Origin of the sequence: Stenotrophomonas sp. TWI169 (assembly GCF_039674705.1) — a bacterium.
Classification (GTDB): domain Bacteria; phylum Pseudomonadota; class Gammaproteobacteria; order Xanthomonadales; family Xanthomonadaceae; genus Stenotrophomonas; species Stenotrophomonas maltophilia_P.
The window spans coordinates 75,861-97,068 of sequence record NZ_JBDJOB010000002.1 but is presented as its reverse complement, the minus strand read 5'-3'; the positions used below and the strand labels follow the sequence as shown (position 1 = coordinate 97,068).

At 65.7% G+C, this 21,208-nt stretch carries 17 protein-coding genes and 2 pseudogenes; 10 read left to right on the top strand and 9 right to left on the bottom strand.

The window, feature by feature from the left end; translation table 11 throughout:
* The first annotated feature begins 120 nt into the window (after positions 1–120).
* The 4 genes from ABE543_RS02145 to ABE543_RS02130 are packed head-to-tail and all read left to right on the top strand — an operon-like array spanning position 121 to position 4,943.
* The gene (locus tag ABE543_RS02145; RefSeq protein WP_164152593.1) at positions 121–2,376 is read left to right on the top strand and encodes a methyl-accepting chemotaxis protein; all 2,256 of its coding nucleotides are present in this window, start codon (positions 121–123) and stop codon (positions 2,374–2,376) included.
* A 34-nt stretch (positions 2,377–2,410) separates the two neighbouring features.
* Positions 2,411–3,280: a CheR family methyltransferase gene (locus ABE543_RS02140; RefSeq protein ID WP_053519996.1), complete on the top strand. Its 870-nt coding sequence runs from the start codon at positions 2,411–2,413 to the stop codon at positions 3,278–3,280.
* Positions 3,277–3,873 carry a chemoreceptor glutamine deamidase CheD gene (gene cheD, locus ABE543_RS02135; RefSeq protein ID WP_053519995.1) on the top strand — a complete coding sequence of 199 codons (597 nt, stop codon included), beginning with the start codon at positions 3,277–3,279 and terminating at the stop codon, positions 3,871–3,873. The genes ABE543_RS02140 and cheD overlap by 4 nt, the downstream gene beginning before the upstream one ends.
* Positions 3,870–4,943, top strand: coding sequence for a chemotaxis response regulator protein-glutamate methylesterase (locus ABE543_RS02130; protein ID WP_155760180.1), 1,074 nt, complete (start codon positions 3,870–3,872; stop codon positions 4,941–4,943). Before cheD ends, ABE543_RS02130 begins: the two co-directional genes overlap by 4 nt.
* Before the next feature lie 245 nt (positions 4,944–5,188).
* Here ABE543_RS02130 and ABE543_RS02125 read toward each other — a convergent pair whose 3' ends face one another.
* The gene (locus ABE543_RS02125; protein ID WP_346475230.1) at positions 5,189–6,085 is read right to left on the bottom strand and encodes an oxidoreductase; all 897 of its coding nucleotides are present in this window, start codon (positions 6,083–6,085) and stop codon (positions 5,189–5,191) included.
* 125 nt (positions 6,086–6,210) lie between these two features.
* Here ABE543_RS02125 and ABE543_RS02120 point away from each other — a divergent pair, with 125 nt between their 5' ends.
* The 6 genes and pseudogenes from ABE543_RS02120 to ABE543_RS02095 all read left to right on the top strand — a co-directional run.
* Entirely contained in the window at positions 6,211–7,143 is a 933-nt protein-coding gene (locus tag ABE543_RS02120; RefSeq protein ID WP_197572264.1) for a LysR substrate-binding domain-containing protein, read from the top strand.
* 116 nt (positions 7,144–7,259) lie between these two features.
* Entirely contained in the window at positions 7,260–9,395 is a 2,136-nt protein-coding gene (locus ABE543_RS02115; protein WP_346475229.1) for an FUSC family protein, read from the top strand.
* Complete coding sequence (locus ABE543_RS02110; RefSeq protein WP_346475228.1) at positions 9,385–9,579, top strand: DUF1656 domain-containing protein; 195 nt, start codon at positions 9,385–9,387, stop codon at positions 9,577–9,579. The genes ABE543_RS02115 and ABE543_RS02110 overlap by 11 nt, the downstream gene beginning before the upstream one ends.
* 46 nt (positions 9,580–9,625) lie before the next feature.
* Positions 9,626–10,501 (top strand): HlyD family secretion protein, encoded by an 876-nt coding sequence (locus tag ABE543_RS02105; protein WP_346475227.1) that lies wholly within the window; start codon positions 9,626–9,628, stop codon positions 10,499–10,501.
* A 10-nt stretch (positions 10,502–10,511) separates the two neighbouring features.
* Positions 10,512–11,996 carry an efflux transporter outer membrane subunit gene (locus ABE543_RS02100; protein WP_346475226.1) on the top strand — a complete coding sequence of 495 codons (1,485 nt, stop codon included), beginning with the start codon at positions 10,512–10,514 and terminating at the stop codon, positions 11,994–11,996.
* A gap of 23 nt (positions 11,997–12,019) precedes the next feature.
* Positions 12,020–12,496 (top strand): annotated as a pseudogene (locus tag ABE543_RS02095) (LysR family transcriptional regulator); the annotation flags it as partial.
* 3 nt (positions 12,497–12,499) lie between these two features.
* Here the strand turns inward: ABE543_RS02095 and ABE543_RS02090 are convergent.
* The 8 genes and pseudogenes from ABE543_RS02090 to ABE543_RS02055 form a co-directional block, all read right to left on the bottom strand.
* Positions 12,500–13,337 (bottom strand): annotated as a pseudogene (locus ABE543_RS02090) (integrase arm-type DNA-binding domain-containing protein); the annotation flags it as partial.
* Between the two features lie 220 nt (positions 13,338–13,557).
* Positions 13,558–16,149: a bifunctional aconitate hydratase 2/2-methylisocitrate dehydratase gene (gene acnB / locus ABE543_RS02085; RefSeq protein ID WP_053519994.1), complete on the bottom strand. Its 2,592-nt coding sequence runs from the start codon at positions 16,147–16,149 to the stop codon at positions 13,558–13,560.
* A gap of 51 nt (positions 16,150–16,200) precedes the next feature.
* Entirely contained in the window at positions 16,201–16,599 is a 399-nt protein-coding gene (locus ABE543_RS02080; protein WP_053519993.1) for a type II toxin-antitoxin system VapC family toxin, read from the bottom strand.
* Between the two features lie 6 nt (positions 16,600–16,605).
* Positions 16,606–16,830 (bottom strand): AbrB/MazE/SpoVT family DNA-binding domain-containing protein, encoded by a 225-nt coding sequence (locus tag ABE543_RS02075; protein WP_053519992.1) that lies wholly within the window; start codon positions 16,828–16,830, stop codon positions 16,606–16,608.
* A 122-nt stretch (positions 16,831–16,952) separates the two neighbouring features.
* Positions 16,953–18,389: a porin gene (locus ABE543_RS02070; protein WP_346475225.1), complete on the bottom strand. Its 1,437-nt coding sequence runs from the start codon at positions 18,387–18,389 to the stop codon at positions 16,953–16,955.
* Between the two features lie 113 nt (positions 18,390–18,502).
* Entirely contained in the window at positions 18,503–19,279 is a 777-nt protein-coding gene (locus ABE543_RS02065) for an ABC transporter permease (protein ID WP_053519990.1), read from the bottom strand.
* Complete coding sequence (locus ABE543_RS02060; RefSeq protein WP_164152601.1) at positions 19,263–20,096, bottom strand: ABC transporter ATP-binding protein; 834 nt, start codon at positions 20,094–20,096, stop codon at positions 19,263–19,265. The genes ABE543_RS02065 and ABE543_RS02060 overlap by 17 nt, the downstream gene beginning before the upstream one ends.
* Before the next feature lie 13 nt (positions 20,097–20,109).
* Positions 20,110–21,165: an ABC transporter substrate-binding protein gene (locus ABE543_RS02055; protein WP_053519997.1), complete on the bottom strand. Its 1,056-nt coding sequence runs from the start codon at positions 21,163–21,165 to the stop codon at positions 20,110–20,112.
* Positions 21,166–21,208: the final 43 nt, after the last annotated feature.

Here is a 21,208-nt window from a genome sequence, read left to right as displayed (position 1 = left end):
GAATGCGTTCCGGCACTGCACCTCAATCCCGCGCGCCCGCGGCCGATAACGGGGGTGTCATGGTGTATTCCGCCGTGGCCGGCTCGGCGCCGCCCGCCTGCTTCAAACTGGTCCTGCTCGATGAACCTCATGCATCGCTGGCAACACTACTTCAGCAATCTCTCCGTCCGGCGCAAGCTCAATCTGCTCACGCTGCTCATCGCGCTGGGCGTGGTCGCGCTGTCGGTGATCGCCGCCCGCATGCAGTACCTCGACCTGACTGAAACGCGCAAGACCTCGCTGAAGACCCAGGTCGAACTGAGTTACGGCATTGTCCAGCACTACCACCGCCTGGCCGGTACCGGCGAGCTCAGCGAAGAGGCAGCCAAGGCCGCCGCCCTGCAGGCGCTGGAGAGGATGCGTGCCGAGAACGACACCTACTACTACAACGTCTACGACACCGGCTACCGGGTACTCATGCACCCGTTCCGCAAGGACCTGGTCGGCAAGGACATGAAGGATTTCCGCACCGATGAAGGGGTGCGCATCTATTACCAGCAGGTCGAGGCAGCCAAGGCCGGGGGCGGCTTCGTCGACTACCGCTGGGCCAAGCCCGGCAGCGAAGGCACCGTCGGCAAGATCGCCTATGCCGGGCTGTTCGCGCCGTGGAACTGGGTCATCAGCAGTGGTGTCTACACGGACGACGTGCAGAAGCAGGCCCTGGTGTTCACCACGATCATGGCGATCTCCGGTGGCGTGGTGGTTCTGATCGTGCTGGCCTTGAGCTGGCTGATCGGCAACCGCATCGCGGTACCGTTGAAGCAGGCTACGGCCGTGGCCGAAGGCATCGCCGCTGGCAGACTGGACAGCCATATCGGCCCGCAGCCGCATGACGAGCCCGGCCGCCTGCTGGATGCGATGTCCGCCATGCAGCGGCAGCTGCACGCCGTGATCGGCGGCCAACGTGAGATGGCACGTCGCCACGACGCCGGTGAACTCAGCTACCGCATCGATGCCAGCGCATTCCCCGGCGAGTATGGGCTGATGGTGCAGGAGACCAATGCGCTGGTCGGCGGCCACGTGCAGACCCTTCATGATGTGCTCGATGTCGTCCAGCAATACGCCGTCGGCGATCTGAGCCGTGATATCGCCCGCTACCCGGGCGAGAAGGCGGCGATGACCCACGCCGTTGATACCGTCAAGGACAACCTCGGCCGCATCAATGCCGAGATCAAGCAGCTGGCCGGCGCCGCCGCTGCCGGTGACTTCAGCCGTCGCGGCGACGCACAGCGCTTCGATCACGATTTCCGCACCATGCTGGAAAACCTCAACGCGATGATGGCAGTCAGCGATGAGAACCTCGGCAAGCTGTCACAGCTGCTGTCAGCCATCGCCGAAGGCGACCTGACCGCCCGCATGCAGGGCGACTACCAGGGCGTGTTCGCACGGATGCGTGACGATGCCAATGCCACCGTCACCCAGCTGACCCGCATCGTTGGCCAGATCCAGGCCAGCGCCTCCAGCATCACCCTGGCCGCCGGCGAAATCGCCTCGGGCAACAACGACCTGTCGCGCCGTACCGAACAGCAGGCCGCCAACCTGGAAGAAACCGCCGCCTCGATGGAGGAACTGACCTCCACCGTGCGCCAGAACGCCGAGCACGCCCGCCAGGCCAACCAGCTCGCCATCGGTGCCCATGGCGTCGCCTCCCAGGGCGGCGAAGTGGTCGGCCAGGTGGTCACCACCATGTCCGCCATTGAAGCCTCCTCGAAGAAGATCGCCGAGATCATCAGCGTCATCGACGGCATCGCCTTCCAGACCAACATCCTGGCCCTCAATGCCGCGGTCGAAGCCGCCCGTGCCGGTGAGCAGGGCCGCGGCTTTGCCGTGGTCGCCAGCGAAGTGCGCACCCTCGCCCAGCGCTCGGCCGCTGCCGCCAAGGAGATCAAGGGCCTGATCGATGACTCGGTGGGCAAGGTCGCCGATGGTTCTGCGCTGGTGCACAAGGCCGGCGCCACCATGGGCGAGATCGTTGCCTCGGTGCAGCGCGTGACCGACATCATGGCCGAGATTTCCGCGGCCTCGCAGGAACAGAGCGCCGGCATCGAGCAGGTCAACCAGACCGTGGTGCAGATGGACGAGACCACCCAGCAGAACGCCGCGCTGGTGGAGGAAGCCACCGCCGCTGCACGGGCGATGGAGGAACAGGCCGCGCAGCTGGCCGATGCCGTGGCGATCTTCCGCCTCGACAACCAAGTGGCCGCCGCAGTGAAGGCGGTGGCCGCACGGGTGGAACCAACGGTGACCGCCAACACGGCACGCGCGCATGCGCCGGCCGCGCCGGTCCGCCGCGCCCACACTCCCCCCGTCGTCGCCAGCGACTGGCAGGAATTCTGAGAACCCGCGGTGGCTGCGGCCACCGCCCACGCCGATGGACACGTCCCCCGTGCATAGTCCCAGCCCCATCGTCACCGGTCCGCGCGAGTTCGAGTTCGCCGACCGCGATTTCCGCCGTGTCTGCGACCTGATCTACCAGCGGGTGGGCATCGCCCTCGCGCCCGCCAAGCGCGACATGGTCTATGGCCGCCTGTCGCGTCGCCTGCGCACACTCGGCATGCGCAGCTTCCAGCAGTACCTGGACCATCTGGAACAGGAGGGCGGTGACGAATGGCAGGCGTTCACCAACGCCCTGACCACCAACCTCACCTCCTTTTTCCGTGAGCCCCACCATTTCGACAAGCTGCGCGAGGAACTGCGGCAGCGCTCCGGCCACGCCCCGCTGCTGCTGTGGTCCTGCGCCGCGTCCACCGGCGAGGAACCCTACTCCATGGCGATCACCGCGTGCGAGGCGTTCGGCAGCCTGAAGCCGCCGGTCCGCATCATCGCCACCGATGTCGACACACAGGTCCTGGCCACCGCAGGCCGTGGCGTGTACGCCATCGACCGCGTCGCCAGCCTCGATCCGGAGCTGCGCCGACGGTATTTCCAGCGTGGCAGTGGCCCCAACGAGGGCCAGTGCCGGGTGCTGCCCGCACTGCGCGAACTGATCGAGTTCCGCCCGCTGAATCTTCTTGCCCCGCGCTACGACGTTGGCGGCCCGTTCGATGCGCTGTTCTGCCGCAACGTGATGATCTATTTCGACAAGCCGACCCAACGCGCCATCCTTGGCCGGCTGGTGCAGCATCTCACCGATGACGGGCTGCTCTACACCGGCCACTCGGAGAACTACCTGCACGCGGCCGATCTGATTCAGCCCTGTGGCCGCACCCTGTACCGCCGCGCGCAGGGGGCCGGGGCATGAACGCCTCGCTGCGCACCGACGAGGTGATGCGCTACCAGGACGCGCGCTTCCAGACCCTCGCCGCCAAGCTGTTGCCGACCCAGTACCTGGTGGTCGACGACACCACTGCGCTGACCACCACGCTGGGCTCCTGCGTGGCTGCCTGCCTGCGCGATCCGGTGCTGAAGATAGGCGGCATGAACCATTTCCTGCTGCCGGAAGGCAATGCCGGTGACGGCGCGCCTGCACGCTACGGCAGCTATGCGATGGAGCTTCTCATCAACGACATGCTCAAGCGCGGCGCGCACCGCAAGCGCCTGGAAGCCAAGGTGTTCGGCGGCGCCAACGTGCTCAAGGGTTTCACCAGCAATCCAGTAGGAACCCGCAACGCCGAGTTCGTGCGCCAGTACCTGCAGGCCGAGCACATTCCGATCATCGCCGAAGATCTGTGCGGCATCCATCCACGCAAGATCTGGTTCTTTGCCGATACCGGGCGCGTGGTCGTGCAGCGCCTGCCACATGCCCACGAAGCGGAAGTGGCCGCCACCGAATCGGCAGTGCGTGCCCGTCTGTCCAGGGCCCCGGTCACCGGTGGCGTGGAGCTGTTCGAATGACCCTGACCGGCAACGCCCCCTGCCGGGTCCTGATCGTGGACGACTCCGCCGTCGTGCGGCAGATGCTGACCGAAATCCTCTCCAGCGATCCGGCCATCGACGTGGTCGGCACCGCCGCCGATCCGCTGCTGGCACGCGAGAAGATCAAGCGCCTCGCCCCGGACGTGATCACCCTGGACGTAGAAATGCCGCGCATGGACGGGCTGGCCTTCCTGGAAAACCTGATGCGCCTGCATCCCTTGCCGGTGGTGATGATCTCTTCGCTGACCGAGCGCGGGGCCGACACGACCCTGCAGGCGCTGGCACTGGGTGCCGTGGATTTCGTTTCCAAGCCGAAGCTCGATGTGGCGCGCGGACTGCAGGGCTATGCCGAAGAAATCATCGGCAAGGTGAAGATGGCCGCACGCTCGCGGGTGCGGCCGCTGCTGCGGGCTGCGGCACCGAAACTCACCCTGGATGCGGCACCGGCATCGCGCCCGGTGGCACCACAGTTCCGCACCACCGACCGCCTGATTGCGATCGGTTCGTCAGCCGGTGGCACCGAAGCCCTGCGCGTGGTGCTGGAAGGCCTGCCCGCCGATGCACCAGCGGTGGTGATGACCCAGCACCTGCCGGCCAGCTTCAGCAGCGCCTTCGCCGAACGCCTCGACCGGCATTCGGCGATGGCCGTGCGCGAGGCCAGCGACGGCGAAGCCGTGCTGCCCGGCCATGCCTATCTGCCGCCGGGCGGCAGGCACCTGCGGATCATCCGCGATGGTGCGCGCTGGCGTTGCCGCGTCGATGACGGCCCAGCCGTGAACCGGCACAAGCCTGCGGTCGATGTGCTGTTCCGTTCGGTGGCCCAGAGTGCCGGGGGCAATGCCATCGGCGCCATTCTCACCGGCATGGGCGATGACGGCGCGCGCGGCCTGCTGGAAATGCGCCAGGCAGGCGCTCCGACGCTGGTGCAGGATGAAGCCACCAGTGTGGTCTGGGGCATGCCCGGCGCCGCGTTCAAGCTCGGCGCGGCCGAGGAACAGGTGCCGCTGGAACGGATCGCCGAGCGCCTGCTCGCCCTCGCCCGCGGGTAATAGCGACGAACGCACGCTCCGCACCACATGAACAATGTCCGCTGTCAAGTTCTTTGCGAAGCTATGCAGCGGCGTGAAAGATATTTCAGGTCAAAAGGTTAGGTCTGATTTTGACCACTGTTTGCCGTTGCCGCTTTTCGAGCCAGGTGCTGCATAGGCGCTTCGCGCTGGCAAGCCCAGAAGTATTGCGGAGCGCCAAGTCACACCTGATCTGTCCGGAGGGGCGGGGCAAGCCCAAATGCACCTTAGCCTGGGCCGTCGCTCGCAGCCGCGAGCAGCGGCACCAGGATGTCGCTGATCGGCGTCGGAACGCCATGAAGCCGGCCGAGACGCGCGATGATGCCATTGCGGATATCCCATTCCAGCGGCCGGCCTGCTTCCCGATCCGTGAGGATGGAGGTGCCCATGTCCGCAGGGGCCGACTGGAATTTGCCGAGGATCTCTTGCGGCACTTCCACACCGAGTTCAATGCCCTCTGCGTTTGCCACGGCCAGGCATTCGCGCAAATAGGCCAGCGCCAGCCCGGCGATGTCAGCGCGGACGAACATACCCGAGCGACGGTGCGTGAGTGCCATGAGGCCCGCCACCGCGTTTTGCAACAGCTTGCGCCAGGCCAGGGTACTGAAGTTTTCGGCCAAGTCCACGGCGCACCGCGTGCCTTGCAGTGCCTGGGCCACGACAAGCGCGGCAGCCGTGTCTGGCAGAGTCAGGCGCGCCTCGCCGCGCAGGCGGACCGAGCCATCGGATTGCGCCTGCGCAGGAAACCACACGACAGCGGGAACGATGTGTCCGGGTGACGCTTGCGAGCGAACTTTGTCAACCTGTTCGATCCCGTTCTGCAAAACGCACACGACGGTTTGCTGCCCGACAAGCGCGGTCAGCCAGCCTGCCGCCGCCTCGATCTGCGTGGCCTTGACTGCCAGAAACACAAGATCAGCCGTGCGAGTGATCTGCTTTGGGCTCGTCCGAACCAGGCCGGGGACGGTCATGGAGCGGCCATCCTCCTGCAGCGTCAGGTGATCGCGGGGCGTCCGTCCACACAGCAAGGGCGTACGGCCAACCTCATGCAGCATCGCCGCGATCGTGGTGCCGATCGCACCGGGGCCCACAACTGCGACGGCCACGTTGATTTCAGTTTTCATGAAAGTGGATTCCCTAGACGGTTATCTCTTCTTGGTGGGGCGAAAGATCGCTTTCCAATGAGTGCTTCTTGCGCTATCCAGAAGAATATATGATTGCATCAAGGTAAACCGTTAGAGAACCAGCCATGTCGCGTCCCGACCTCAATCTCCTGCTGGCGCTGGATGCACTGCTCGACGAGGGCAGCGTCATCGGTGCCGCGCGCCGCATGCATCTGAGCGCGCCGGCAATGAGCCGCACATTGAGCCGCATCCGGGAGGCGCTGGGCGATCCGGTGTTCGTCCAGGTCGGACGCAAGCTCATACCCACGCCCAGGGCGCTGGCATTGCGCGAGCAGGTGCGGCTGGCGGTCGAACAGGCCTCGCAGGTGTTCGCCGCCAATGCCGAGATCGACCTGAAATCGCTGGATCGGCGTTTCAACGTCCGCGCCACCGACGAGTTCGTGAGCATCCATCTGGGCCATCTCCTGAATGCGATGGCGCGGGAGATGCCGCGGGCGATGCTGCGCTTTTCGCCGGAGGAAGACGACGTGGACGAAGAGGCGCTGCGCAGCGGCCGCATCGACCTGTTCATCAGCGCCTCGCGCAAGCTGGGGCCTGAGATTCGCGTGCAGTCCCTTTTCACCACCACGTTCGTGGGCGTCGCGCGCATCAACCATCCGATCTTCGACGAAGAAATCACACCCGAGCGCCTCACGCGCTGGGAGCACATCAATGTGTCGCGGCGCGGCAAAGCCGCCGGGCCGGTCGATGCCGCGCTGGAGGCGCAGGGGCTGCGCCGACACGTCGCCCTGGTGCTGCCCAATCCGTACACGGCGCTGTTCGCATTGCAGGATTCGGATCTGCTGTTGCCGTTGCCCCGGCATCTGGCCAGTACTGCGCTGTCCGCAGGCCTGCGCATTCGCGTGTTCGACTTGCCGACACCGCTGGAAACGGTGCTGTTGACCCAGGCCTGGCACCCGCGCCTGGACGGCGACCCGGCCCATCAATGGCTGCGGCAGACCATCCATACGCTCTGCAACGAGAGCCAGGCGCAAGCGGCCAAGCGCGCCAAGCCATAACAGCTCGCGCAAATGCATGCGTATCGCGCAATCATGCGAGTGCAATAAATTCACTTTTCGTAATGATCGACCCTGCCTACAGTGATGCGTATTGATCACTGGAGAAGGATTGCATCGTGCATTTGGCGAAAGTGCCTGACGCGAATTCAGGCGTCTCCTTACGCCTCTACCGGTTGCGGGAGCGGTTGGCGCGTGGCCTGCCTTATCTCGACCTGAGCACCCCACGCGCGACCTATGTGATGCGGTCGATCCTGGCCGCCTGCTTGGCCTTGGTGGCGGCCTATCTACTGGAACTGCACGCGCCCTATGCGGCGGCGTCCAGCGTGCTGCTGGTCATCAACCCCGTCCAGGGCGGCGTGATCGGCAAGGGCGTGTGGCGGGTGCTGGGCACATTGGTCGGCATGTTGGCGGCCTTCGTGCTGATGAGCGTCTTTGGCCAAATGCCCTGGCTGTTCCTGCTCGGTTTCGGCCTGTGGCTGGGGATGTGCGTGGTGGGCATGACCCTGCTGCGTCATTTCCGGGCCTACGGTGCCACGCTGGCAGGCTATACCGTGGGCCTGGCGGCCTACGGCGCCATGCAGCATCCCGAACGCACCTTCGACCAAGTAATGGGACGCGGGGCATCCGTGATGGTCGGCGTGGTCTGCCTGGCGCTGGTCTCGGCCCTTTTCAGCAGCCGCAGCGTGCACAGCCGCCTGGCCTCGCTGCTCGACCGCCTTGCGGCCGCCACGGCGGGCATGCTTGCGACACATCACCAAGCCATTCAAGGAAGCGGCGGACTCGATACAAAGCCGCTCGATGCCGGACGGCGCGCCCTCATCACCGAGGTCTACGGCGTGGATGATCTGCTGGCGCTGGGCAAGGCCGAATCTGCCGACCTGGCCCATCGTGCCGGCACGGTGCGGCACACCATGGTCTCGCTGTTTTCCGCGTTGGTGGGCGGTGCGCCGCCCCTGCACGGACACAGCGCCAGTCTCGCCGTACTGAGCGGGTTGCAACCGGACTGGGAAAAGGTATGGCGGGAGGTGGGCCAGTCGCTGGGGCGGGAATCCGGCCCGGCCAAAAGAGCACATGCCATCCAGCTTCTGACCGATCTGCGCACTCGGCTGGTGGACACTCTCACGGTCACCTCGCTCGACGACGCCTCCGAGCAAGCCACGCTGATGATCGCGGGCGACCGCTTGATCGAGCAGCTCGACGATTACCTGCAAGCGCTCGAAGGCATCGAACGGTTCCACCACCCCAGGCCGACGCCGGCTCGCGTGTCCGTGCCGTTCCACCGCGATACCGCCGCAGCCCTTCAGAACGGCGTGCGCGCCCTGTTGACCGTGCTGATGGGCGGTGCCTTCTGGATCGCCACCGGCTGGACGGAAGGCAACATGATGCTGGCGGGGTTGGCGGCGGCCTGCGCGCTGCTGTCCACCGCGCCCAATCCCGCGCTGGGTGCGGTCGAATTCATCAAGGGCACGGTGACCGCCGTGGTGATGGCTTTCCTGTGCACCTTCATCGTGCTGCCGCATGTCTCGGGCTTGCCGCTGCTGCTGGTGACCTTGAGCCTGTTCTGGCTGCCCGGCGTGTTTGCCACCACGATGCCACGCTATGCCTTGGCCGGCGTGGCCTATCTGGTGGCGTTCACGACACTGGCGGCGGCGGATAACCCGATGCATTACGACTTTGCGCTGTTCCTCAACGGGGCCGTGGCCTGGATCCTGGCGACGTGTTTCACGCTGCTCGGCTTCAGGATCGTGCTGCCCCGCAACGGGGCGCGTGACCTAACACGCTTGCGCCAGCGAATCCGGGACTCGGCGCTGGACACCTTGCGGGCAGAGCCGACGGATGCGCCGGCCTGGCAATGGCGTCAGCAGCACCGTATCGCGCAACTCGGCGCCTTGCTCAAAGCGCAGCCGCAGGCGATGGATCGTGCCATTGCCCACGCACTGACCAGTCTGCATCTGGGCCGAGAGTTGCTACGCCTTCGCCGCTGGCTGCGCCACGCATCTCCAGACGCCGAATGGCCGCGTGTGGTGGAGCGCTCGCTGCGCTACATGCGTCAACGGTCCGGTGATCCCGTGAGCGCCGCTCGTCATGCCCGCCGTGCGGCGACGTCGCTGGCGCGTTTGCCGGTGCGATCCAACGCTGCGATGGATGAAATGAGGCGCGTGACGGCCGTGTTGTTCGACATCGCCGCGCTGCTGGAGCGTCATGCGAACGGCGTTCCATACCACTCTGGAGGCCAAGCCCATGCTCAGTGAGTTCTCGTTCGCCGGCATCTACCTGCCGCCGTTCTTTGCCTACGCCTGCTTGGCGCTGCCGATCTATCTGGGCCTTCGCTTCGTGTTAGCGCGCAGCGGCGTGCTGCGCTGGGTCTGGCACCCGGGCCTGTTCGAGTTCGCGATTTCCCTTTGCCTTGTTTCCCTGTTGGTGCTTTATGTCTGAACGCTCAATTTCCGCCCAGCACTTGCTGCGGGCAGGACTCACCCTCGTGGTGGTGGTTGCCGCCGGCTTTCTGGTCAGTGCGCTGTGGCGCGCCTACGTCGTCGCCCCCTGGACCCGCGATGGCCGTGTCAGCGCGCAGATCGTGCGCATCGCCCCCGAGGTGTCAGGCACCGTCGCCGAGGTCTCGGTCGCGGACGACCAATACGTCAAACGCGGCGAGGTGCTCTATCGCATCGACAATGCCAGCTTCGCGCTGGCACTGGCCCAGGCCGAGGCGCAGCTGGCGGCGGCCGAGGTGTCCTTGCGCCAGAAGAGTGAGGAGGCGCGCCGCCGCCGGGGTATGGAAAGCTTGGTGCCCGCTGAGGACATCCAGCGAGCCAATCAGGCCGTGGCCATCGCCCAGGCCGAACTGCGCGGCGCGCGGGTCACCGTGGACAGGGCGAAGCTGGATCTGGCGCGCACCGAACTGCGTGCGCCAACAGATGGCTACGTCACGCGCCTACGCTTGAACAAGGGCGACTACGCCGTGGCGGGCCAGCCGAACCTGGCCCTGATCGACGCCCATAGCTTTTGGATTACCGGCTATTTCGAGGAGACCAAACTGCGCGACATCAAGCCCGGCGCAGCAGCGCAAATCCGCCTGATGGGCTTCGACCAAGTGTTACCAGGACGGGTGGCCAGCATCGGGCGCGGCATCACCGATAGCAACCAGCAGGCCGACGCACAGGGCCTGCCGAGCGTGGAGCCCAGCTTCAGTTGGGTCCGGCTGGCGCAGCGCATTCCCGTGCGCCTCGAGTTCGATCATGTTCCGGACGAGGTCGTGCTGGCCGCCGGCATGACCGGCAGCATCGAGGTCACGCCTTCGGCAGGCACGCCGGTGCCGCAGAGCCGCCTGATTTCGCTGCTACACCGCTGGATGTGAGGACAAAGCCATGCATGCACCCGTCCCCTGCACACCACCGCGCCTTCGGCAGGCAATGCTGGCCTCACTGCTGGCCGTCCTGGCCGGCTGCACCACCGTGGGCCCGGACTACCGCACGCCGACACTGGATGTGCCCGCGCACTGGATCGAGGCCAACGCCGCCATGTCCGATGGCGACCACGATGGCCTGCGCACCTGGTGGCGCGCCTTCCAGGACCCGTTGCTCGACCGCCTGGTCGATCAGACCCTGACACATAACCAGGACCTAGATATTGCCTTGGCACGCCTGCGCCAGGCACGCGCCGAACGCGTGCAGATCGCATCAGCCGCCATGCCCGAAGTCTCGGTCGGCGCCGCCGGCGAGGCGGTGCGCAGTAGCAAGGCACTCAGCGCGCAGCCCGGCGGGCGGGCACGAACCTGGCACCTGGGATTCGATGCCAGTTGGGAACTGGACTTGTTCGGAGGCACGCGCCGCGCGGTCGAAGCCGCTGACGCCGGCATCCAGGCGCTCGCCGAAGACCATCGCGCGCTGCAAGTGAGTCTCGTGGCCGAATTGGTATCCGACTACGCCGGGCTGCGCGCCGCGCAACTGCGTCTGGCCATTGCGCAAGACAATATCCGTACGCTGGCCGAAGCCGAACGCCTGGCCGAACAGGCACACCGCGGCGGCTTGGGCACGCTGGCCGACGTCACTCAGGCCCGCGCTGAGCGCGAAACGGCCGAGGCGCAACCGCTTCTACTGGAAGCGGACATCTCCCGTTTCAGCCATGCCATCGGCGTGCTTGCGGGCGGCTTTCCCGGGGATTGGCATGCCGACCTCGCCACGTCCGCACCGGCATTGCCCATGCCGGCCGACTTGCCGCTGTCACTGCCTTCGGAAGTTATTCGCCAACGCCCCGACCTGCGTGCGGACGAACGACGCCTGGCCGCCGCCACCGCGCGGATCGGCGTAGCCGAGGCCGCACGCTTTCCCACATTCCGCATTCCTCTGGGAATAGGCACGACAGCCAGCGTCATCCATGATCTGTTCTCCGGCGCCAGCCTGGCGTGGTCGGCGGCGATGCAGGGAAGCCAGCCGCTTTACGACGCAGGCCGCACCAAAGCCGGCGTTACAGCGGCGCAGGCCAACGCCGACGCCGTACGGCGTGTCTACGAACGGGACGTGCGATCGGCGCTGCGCGATGTCGAAGATGCCTTGACGACATGGACCAGCGAACGCCAGCGGCAAGCCGCATTACAGAAAGCAGTGGTCGACAGCCAACAAGCTTTGGAGCAGACCACCCAACTCTACGCGCGGGGATTGAGCGCCTACTTGCCGGTGCTGGTGGCGCAGCGCAGCCTGAACCAGGCAAGCGATGCGCTCGCCCTCAGCCAACTGGCGCAGTTGCAAGGCGGCATTGCCTTGTACAAGGCACTGGGCGCGGGAGGGACTAACAGGGCCTTGCTCTCTCATCCCGACCAAGGCCCCGCCGCACAAACAGCGGCAACGCAATGACGCTCTGAGGCAGGAGTTATTGAATGGAGCTACGTCATCTTCGCTGCTTCCTGGCTGTGGCCGAAGAGCTCCATTTCGCCCGTGCAGCCGAGAGACTGCACATCGAGCAATCGCCGCTTTCTAGGGCCATCAAGGATCTGGAAGAAGAGTTGGGCGTGCGATGATTCATCCGTAACTCCCGCAGCACGCGCTTGTCGCGTGCCGGACAGGTTTTCAAGGAGCATGTGCCGCGCATCTTCACCGCCTCGCAGCAAGCCCGTGAAGGGACCAAGGCGGTCGCTACCGGTTATGACGGCCAACTGCGCATTGCCCTGTCCGACGGCATCACGCCGCCGCGCCTGAGCGCCTTTCTGGCGAAGTGCCGGGACGATGATCCCGAAGTCGGGATTAATCTGGCCGAGATTCCGCTATCGCAGCAGATCGAAGGGCTGCGAGCAGACCTTTACGATGCAGGATTCGCGCAGTTGGACGACGTGGGGGACGGCCTGCTGGCAAAACCGGCAGGCTTCCTCGCTCATGGGCTTGGACATGCCGCCGGTCTTACTGTCAGGCCACACCACGCGCCGGTTCTCCAGATCCACCCGATCCCATTGGAGCGTGACGATTTCGGAAAGGCGTCCAGCGAACTCGAATTGCAGGCGAATCGCCAGTGGAATGACGTAGTTCTCCAGCTCCTCGGCTTCGATCTTGTTGAGATGGCGGAACAGCTTTCCCATGTCCTCGTCGCTGATGAGGTGGGTAGTCTTGCCGTTGGGGAACATCGGAACGTGGCGGCAAGGGTTGGTGCCGTCGGGACGATAGCCCCACACCCCGGCCAGATTGAACATGCGGCGCATGACGCTGCATGTCCGGTTCGCGTCGGCGGGCTTGTGGGCCATCTTCTTCATCATCGCCGGCACGTCCGGGCGCTTCACGTCCTGAACCTTCATGCGGGCCAGCATCGGGATGATGTTGCGGTCGATGACGCTCTGGTAGCCTTCCTGCGTGCTGAGCTTGTTGCACTGCTTGGAGTAGTCCTCCATGAACTTGCCGCACAACTCCTTGACCGTGGGAGCCTTACGCGCTGTGGCCTTGTCTGCGGCCGGGTCGCCGCCCCGGCGCACCTGGGCCAGCCATTCCTGCGCCGGCGAGCGGGCCTGTTCGACCGTCAATTCCCCATACTGGCCCAAGGCGGGCTTGCGGCGCTCGCCCGCGTTGGTGCGGTAATGGAGCATGAACACCTTGCGGCCGCTGGGTAATCTTGCACAAGAAGCCGGGTACCAGCGTATCCCGCAGTTCGACAGCCTTCGCTTGGGGGTGTGCCGCATCGACTGCGGACTTGGTGAGCGTGAGTTTTGCCATGATGACTCCTCGGAACAACCCGATTCCCGGGAGCCTCATAGGAGCCTGTGGCGGAGAAGTCGGGTCAGGTTTCGGAAAGCACCGGCATATGTTGAATGCGCCTGACTTATTGATAAACCTGCTGTATCGGGTCTAGGCGCGTACCAACCAAATGCGGCACTGGAGTCATGGTGAAATGAAAAAACCCCCGGCTTTCGCCGGGGGTTTTCGTTTCAACGCATCAGGCGGCGACCGTATTGGCCACGTCCTGGTACTCCTCGATCTGGTCGAAGTTCATGTAGCGGTAGATCTCGCTGCCGCTGGCGGCGATCACGCCGACGTCGGCCATGTACTCTTCCTTGGTCGGGATGCGGCCCAGACGCGAGCAGATCGCGGCCAGCTCGGCCGAACCCAGGTACACGTTGGTGTTGCGGCCCAGACGGTTCGGGAAGTTGCGGGTCGAGGTCGACATCGCGGTGGAGCCCTCACGGATCTGCGCCTGGTTGCCCATGCACAGCGAGCAGCCCGGCATTTCCATGCGCGCGCCGGTCGCACCGAAGGTGCCGTAAACGCCTTCCTTGGTCAGCTCGGAGGCGTCCATCTTGGTCGGCGGGGCCACCCACAGACGGGTCGGCAGGTCGCGCTTGCCTTCCAGCAGCTTCGCGGCCGCACGGAAGTGGCCGATGTTGGTCATGCACGAACCGATGAACACTTCGTCGATCTTGGCGCCGGCCACTTCGGACAGGGTCTTCACGTCGTCCGGATCGTTCGGGCAGGCCACGATCGGCTCGTGGATGTCGGCCAGGTCGATCTCGATGACGGCAGCGTACTCGGCGTCGGCGTCCGGCTCCAGCAGCTGCGGGTTGGCCAGCCAGGCCTCCATCTTCTCGATGCGACGCTGCAGCGAACGCGGATCCTGGTAACCCTCGGCAATCATCCACTTCAGCAGGGTGATGTTGCTGGTCAGGTACTCGATGATCGGTTCCTTGTTCAGGCGCACCGAGCAACCGGCGGCCGAACGCTCGGCCGAGGCGTCGGAGAGCTCGAACGCCTGCTCGACCTTCAGCTCCGGCAGGCCTTCGATTTCCAGGATGCGGCCGGAGAAGATGTTCTTCTTGCCAGCCTTGGCAACCGTCAGCAGGCCCGACTTGATCGCGTACAGCGGAATCGCGTTGACCAGGTCACGCAGGGTCACGCCCGGCTGCATCTGGCCCTTGAAGCGCACCAGCACTGATTCCGGCATGTCCAGCGGCATCACGCCGGTGGCGGCGGCGAAGGCCACCAGGCCCGAGCCGGCCGGGAACGAAATGCCCACCGGGAAACGGGTGTGCGAGTCGCCGCCGGTGCCGACGGTGTCGGGCAGCAGCATGCGGTTGAGCCAGCTGTGGATCACGCCGTCGCCCGGACGCAGCGAGATGCCACCGCGGGTGGAGATGAACTCCGGCAGCGTGTGGTGGGTCTTCACGTCCACCGGCTTCGGATACGCGGCGGTGTGGCAGAACGACTGCATGACCAGGTCGGCCGAGAAGCCCAGGCAGGCCAGATCCTTCAGCTCGTCACGGGTCATCGGACCGGTGGTGTCCTGCGAGCCCACCGAGGTCATCTTCGGTTCGCAGTAGGTACCCGGGCGCATGCCCTGGCCTTCCGGCAGACCGCAGGCGCGGCCGACCATCTTCTGCGCCAGCGAGAAACCCTTGCCGGTGTCGGCCGGCTGCACCGGCAGGCGGAACAGGGTGGTCGGGGCCAAGCCCAGCGCTTCGCGCGCCTTGCCGGTCAGGCCACGGCCAACGATCAGCGGAATGCGGCCGCCGGCACGCACTTCGTCGAACAGCACTTCGGACTTCACTTCGAACTCGGCGATCACTTCGCCGTTCTTCAGTGCCTTGCCGTCATACGGACGCAGCTCGACAACGTCGCCGTGCTCCATCTTCGAGACATCCAGCTCGATCGGCAGCGCGCCGGCATCTTCCATGGTGTTGTAGAAGATCGGGGCAATCTTGCCGCCCAGGCACACGCCACCGGCGCGCTTGTTGGGGATGTAGGGGATGTCGTCGCCGGTCCACCACAGCACGCTGTTGGTCGCCGACTTGCGCGAAGAGCCGGTGCCGACCACGTCGCCGACGTAGGCTACCAGGTGACCCTTTTCCTTCAGCGACAGGATCTGCTGGATCGGACCGCGCTTGCCGTCTTCTTCCGGAGTGAACGGCGCGTCATCGCGCTTGTTCTTCAGCATCGCCAGGGCGTGCATCGGAATGTCAGGACGGGTGGTGGCGTCCGGCGCCGGCGACAGGTCGTCGGTGTTGGTTTCGCCCGGCACCTTGAACACGGTGATGGTCAGGCTCTGCGGCACTTCCGGCTTGCTGGTGAACCACTCGGCGTCGGCCCAGCTCTGCAGCACGGCCTGGGCATTGGCATTGCCGGCCTTGGCCTTGTCCTGCACGTCGTGGAACGCATCGAACACCAGCAGGGTGTTCTTCAGGCCGTCGGCGGCGATGGTGCCGACGCTGGCGTCGTCCAGCAGCTGCACCAGCGGGGCCACGTTGTAACCGCCCAGCATGGTGCCCAGCAGCTCGGTGGCGCGCTCGCGGCTGATCAGCGGATTCTGCTCGCTGCCCAGCGCGATCGCGGCCAGGTACGAGGCCTTGACCTTGGCGGCGTCGTCCACGCCGGCCGGCACACGGTGGGTCAGCAGGTCGAGCAGGAACTCGGCCTCGCCCGCCGGCGGGTTCTTCAACAGTTCAATGACGTCTGCCGTCTGCTGGGCGGTCAGCGGCAGCGGCGGGATGCCAAGCGCGGCGCGCTCGGCTACGTGGTGGCGATAGGCTTCCAACATGACAACTCCCGGGTAATGCGGTTATGGAACAGTGAAAGGAATGCAACGGGCTCAGGCGTGCGGCACGATCAGCTTCAGGCCCTTGAAGTAGTCGCGGTAAAACGTGTCGTTCCAGGTGATGAGCCCGTCGCACTGCAGCAGTGCATGGGCCCCCACCATGAAGTCGTCCAGGCTGCGGCGCTGGGTACCACGCTGGCGGTGGCGGCGATGCATCTCGCCGGCGCGCAATGCCGATTTGGCTTCCAGCGCGTTGAAGTGGACGCCCATCTCTTCCAGCGCTTCCAGCACCTCGGCCCCGCCACGCAGGCTGGCGCAGACTTCGGCCAGGGTCGCCCCGCACACCACCACCTTGCCGCCGACCAGGCTCTGCCGCAGGCAGGCCTCGACGGCGTCGGCCTGCGGGCCATTGCTCAGCAGTTCGACCAGCACAGGGGAATCGACGGCGATCATCACGGCTTAGTCCTCGTCGCGCACCGCGCGTACGGCGGCGTCGGCGGAATCAAAGCCGTCCAGCGCGAACTTGCCGCGCGCCCGTGAAATCGCGTCGTCGACACTCTTGCGCAGAATGATGCGGCTGCCGTCCAGTTCGACCTTGAGCTGGGTGCCCTTGGTCAGGCCCAGGGCGTCACGCACAGCCTTGGGCAGGGTGATCTGACCGCGTTCGGCGACAGTGGCTTCCATGGGTAGGCCCTCTTCGGTATGTACGAATTATACATACTCAAGGCGTCATACCGCCAGCCGCCCCCCCCTTACGGCAATGCCGGCACGTGGCCGGCATTGTCCGTTCAGCTTGATGCCTTCACTCAGAACGCAACCTGCAGCCGGGTATTGACCGTCGTGCCCTCGTCCTTGCCGCGCACCGTACCGGTGGGGTTGTCGGTCTGCCAGCGGATCACGTCGAGCATCACCCGGCTGTAGTCGTTGAGATACCAGTTGGCACCCACCGTCCACGCATGTCCGGTGCCGCCGGTCGGCAGTTCCGAGTAGTCCACGTCTTCGTAGCGCGCACGCAGCTCCCATGCGCCCCGCCCGCCACGGGTGACCGGATCGGCCACCTTGACCCGGCCCCAGGTGCCGGTCTTGCCCGAGTACGCCGGGCTGGCCCCGCCAAGGAACCAGCCGGCGGAAATCGCCCAGGCCTGGTGATCGAGGTCGTAACGGCCGCTGGCATCGGCACCGCGCAGGTTGCGCGTACCCCACTCGCCCGTGGCCCAGCCCTGGCCAAAGAAGCCCGCCGCCTCCACACCGTAGGCGGTGCTGCGATCGGTGCCGACCAGCGTGCCCGGTGTGATCTTGACCAGATCGTTGAAGTGGCCGGCAATGGCGGAGCTGCGCAGCACGCCCGAGGAGCCTGCGGCGATCTCTTCGTGGAACGCCCACGCCCCCAGATGCACGGTCGCGGCCTTGCTGTCGATCGGGTTCCAGTGGACGCGGGTGGCCCAGGTCTGGCTGTCGTTGTTGTCACCGGCATTGTTGAGGTCGTTGCCGGCCACTGACAGGCTGGCGTGCCAGCCCTTTCCGTACACGCGCTCGGTGAGGCCGACGCCGAACAGGCCCCGCTGCGGCAGCATCAGCGTGCCCACCACGTTGCGGTCCGGGAACGGCGTGTTGGAGGTGCTGCTGGAGCCATCGATGCCGCGGTCGTTGAGGCGGTTGCCCACGGTGAGGTCGGCAGGCAGGCCGAACAGCCTGTGGTCCACAGTGGCATACACCGACTTCCACGCCACCTCGTTGTCAGCGAAGTCGCCCTCCACCACCCAGCCGAGCGTGCCGTAGCGGCCCTCCGCGCCCAGGCGCACCGAACGGATCTCGGTACCGGAGATGTTGCGGTCGCTGCTGGACGAGCCGTCGGTGCTGGAGCCGTCCACGAACAGACGACCGCGCGGGCGGAAGATCACGTTGCCGTCAGCGCTGCTGAATTCCGGCGCGCCCTTCGACCACGACACCTTCGGCGCCTTGGACTGCTGGGTTTCCAGCGCCGCAACACGGGTTTCCAGGGCAGACGCAGGAGGGGCAGCCGCCGCGTTGCCGGCGGTCGTACCGACGCCTTCCAGCGCATCCAGTCGCGACTGCAGTTGCTGGATCTGCTGCGCCTGCTGCTGCACCAGCGCGGCAAGTTCGGCCTGGCTCAGCGGGGCCGGTGGGGCTGTGGCGGCCTGTGCTCCGGCATGGCCGCTGGCCAGCAGCAGGCCAAGGGCGACCGTCAGCGCTGCACGCGGCAGCACGGGATGGCTATGCATGGTGTTCTCTCCAGCCAGCCGGCCCCCTGGCCTGGCGCTGGCCCGTTGCGATGATGCGGGGGAATTACGGAAGGGCGCGCCGCCGGATCATTCCAGCGGCGCGCCAGGCAGGCTCAGCTGGTGGCCTGGGCCTGGGCGTTTGGACGCCAGGTGATGAGCTTGTTCTCGACCACGTCGAGCAGTGCATCGATGACCAGCACGAAGGCGGCCAGAATGATGATGCCGGCGAACACGCCCACGGCATTGAAGTTGCCTTCTGCCTGCGCGATCAGGTAACCCAGACCGGCCGAGGCACCCAGGTATTCGCCGATGATCGCGCCGACCACGGCAAAGCCCACCGAGGTGCGCAGCGAGGACAGGATCCAGCTCGCCGCCGCCGGGAAGTACACGTGACGCAGCAGGTCACTGCGGCTGGCGCCGAGAATGCGGGCATTGGCCAGCACCACCGGGTTCACTTCGCGCACGCCCTGCATGGCATTGAAGAACGTGGTGAAGAACACCAGCGTCACCGCCAGTGCCACCTTCGACCACAGACCCAGACCCAGCCACAGCACGAAGATCGGCGCCAGCACCACGCGCGGGATGGCATTGAAGCCCTTGATGAAGGGATCGAGGATGCGCGCCGAGCGCCGGCTCAGGCCCAGCCACACACCGCCTGCAACGCCCAGCCCGGTACCGATGAGGTAGCCCAGCGCGGTTTCGGTCAGGGTGATGTACACGTGCTGGTAGAACGAGGTATCCGACAACCAGTTCCACGCCTGCTGGGCGATGGCCGTGGGCGCGGGGAAGAAGAACGGGTCGATCCAGCCCAGCGCGATGCCGCCTTCCCAGCCACCGAACACGGCGATGACCAGTGCGATCTGGATGAAACGGTCAGTCCTGGCGTGCATAGCTCTTCTCCACTTCGCCGCGCAGGCAGGCCCAGATGTCGCGGTACAGGTCGGTAAAACGTTCGTCGAGCTTGATCTCGGCAACGTTGCGGGGGCGTTCCAGGTCCACATCGAAGCTGCGCACCACGCGGCTTGACGGACCCGAGGACAGCACCACCACGCGGTCGCCCAGCGCGATGGCCTCTTCCAGGTCGTGGGTGATCAGGATCACCGAGCGACGGTCTTCCTGCCACAGCCGCAGCAGTTCGTTCTGCATCAGATGGCGGGTGTGGATGTCCAATGCCGAGAACGGCTCGTCCATCAGGATCACCTTGGGCTCCACGATCAATGCCTGTGCCATCTGCACGCGCTTGCGCTGGCCGCCGGAGAGCTGGTGCGGATAGCGGTGCTCGAAGCCGGTCAGGCCGACCTTGGCCAACCAGGTGGTGACCTTCTGCCGGCGCTCGGCTTCATCGACGCCGCGGAACTTCAGGCCCAGTTCCACATTCTGGAAGGCGGTCTTCCACGGCAGCAGCGCGTCCTGCTGGAACAGGTAGCCGACGGACGCCTGCACGCCATTGACGGCGCGTCCGTCGATGCTCACGTCACCGGCGCTGGGCTTGAGCAGGCCCGCCACGGAATTGAGGATGGTGCTCTTGCCGCACCCGGTGGGACCGACGATGGCGAGGAACTCGCCATTACCGACCTGGATATCGACATCGCGCACGGCGGTGAAGTCACCGAAGGACATGGTCACCTTGTTGATGGCGACCATGGTCTGTGCGGGCTCCAGCTGCGGTGCGCCATTGAACTGGCGCACGGTGGCATTGAGGGCCATGGGTTATCTCCGCTTACGGTTGGGTTGCCTGCGTCGCGGCGCTGGCGCGCTCGACGAAGGCATTGGTGTAGGTCCGGGACAGGTCAATGTCCGCGTTGGCCACGTCCTTGTTGAACTCGCGCAGCACCTTCAACGGCGTTTCCAGGTCCGCGGGCGTGAAGTGGCCATCGGTGGTGAAGATGGCGCGGGCGTTCTCCACGGCGCGCGCGTAGGTGGCGCGGTCGCCGGAGACGTAGCTGTCCGGCAGCGCAGCGACGATGTCCTCGGCACTGTTGTCGGCGATGAACTTCAATGCCATCTGCTCGGCGCGGGCGATCTTCTCGGCTGCTTCGGGACGTGCTTCCAGGAAGCTGCGGTTGGCGTACATCACCGAGGTGGGATAGAGACCGCCGTACACCTGGCGTGCCCCCTCGTCGCTGCGCGCATCGATGATGATCCTGCCGACCTTGCGCTCGGTGATCAGGGTCGCGGCCGGATCGTAGTTGACCAGCAGGTCGATCTTGCCCTGCTCGAGCGCCGCCACCGCCGCCGCACCAGAACCCACGCCGATCAGCGAGATGCTGTCCACCGGGATGTCGTGCTGGGCCAGGAAGTGGCGCACGAAGAAGTCCGATGACGAACCCGGGGCGGTAATGCCGATCTTCTGGCCCTTGATGGTCTGCGGGCGCGCCGGATCGAAGCTGGCATCCTCGCGGCCAGCCATCACCAGGCCCGAATTGCGTGACAGCAGCACGAAGCCGACCACGTCCTTGTGCTTGGCCTGCATCTGGATGGTGTGGTCGTAGAAGCCGACCGCCACGTCGGTCGAATTGGCGACCAGGGCCTGCAGCACCTTGGAGCCGCCCTGCGCGAAGTTCTCGGTCTTCACCTGCAGGCCGACGTCCTTGAAGTAGCCCTTGGCGTCGGCGATGAAGAACGGCAGGTTGTTGAGGTTGTAGGAACCGACGCTGATCCGCACCGGCGCATTGTCGCCGCCGGGCGCCGAGGCCCCGCTGGCATCGTCTTTGCCGCAACCGGACACGGCCAGGCTCGCCGCGCACAGCGCGGCCATGAAGAACTGCTTGTACATCATCCCTCCCAGGAGTGAAGCATCTGCGTTGTAGTGGCCTGGC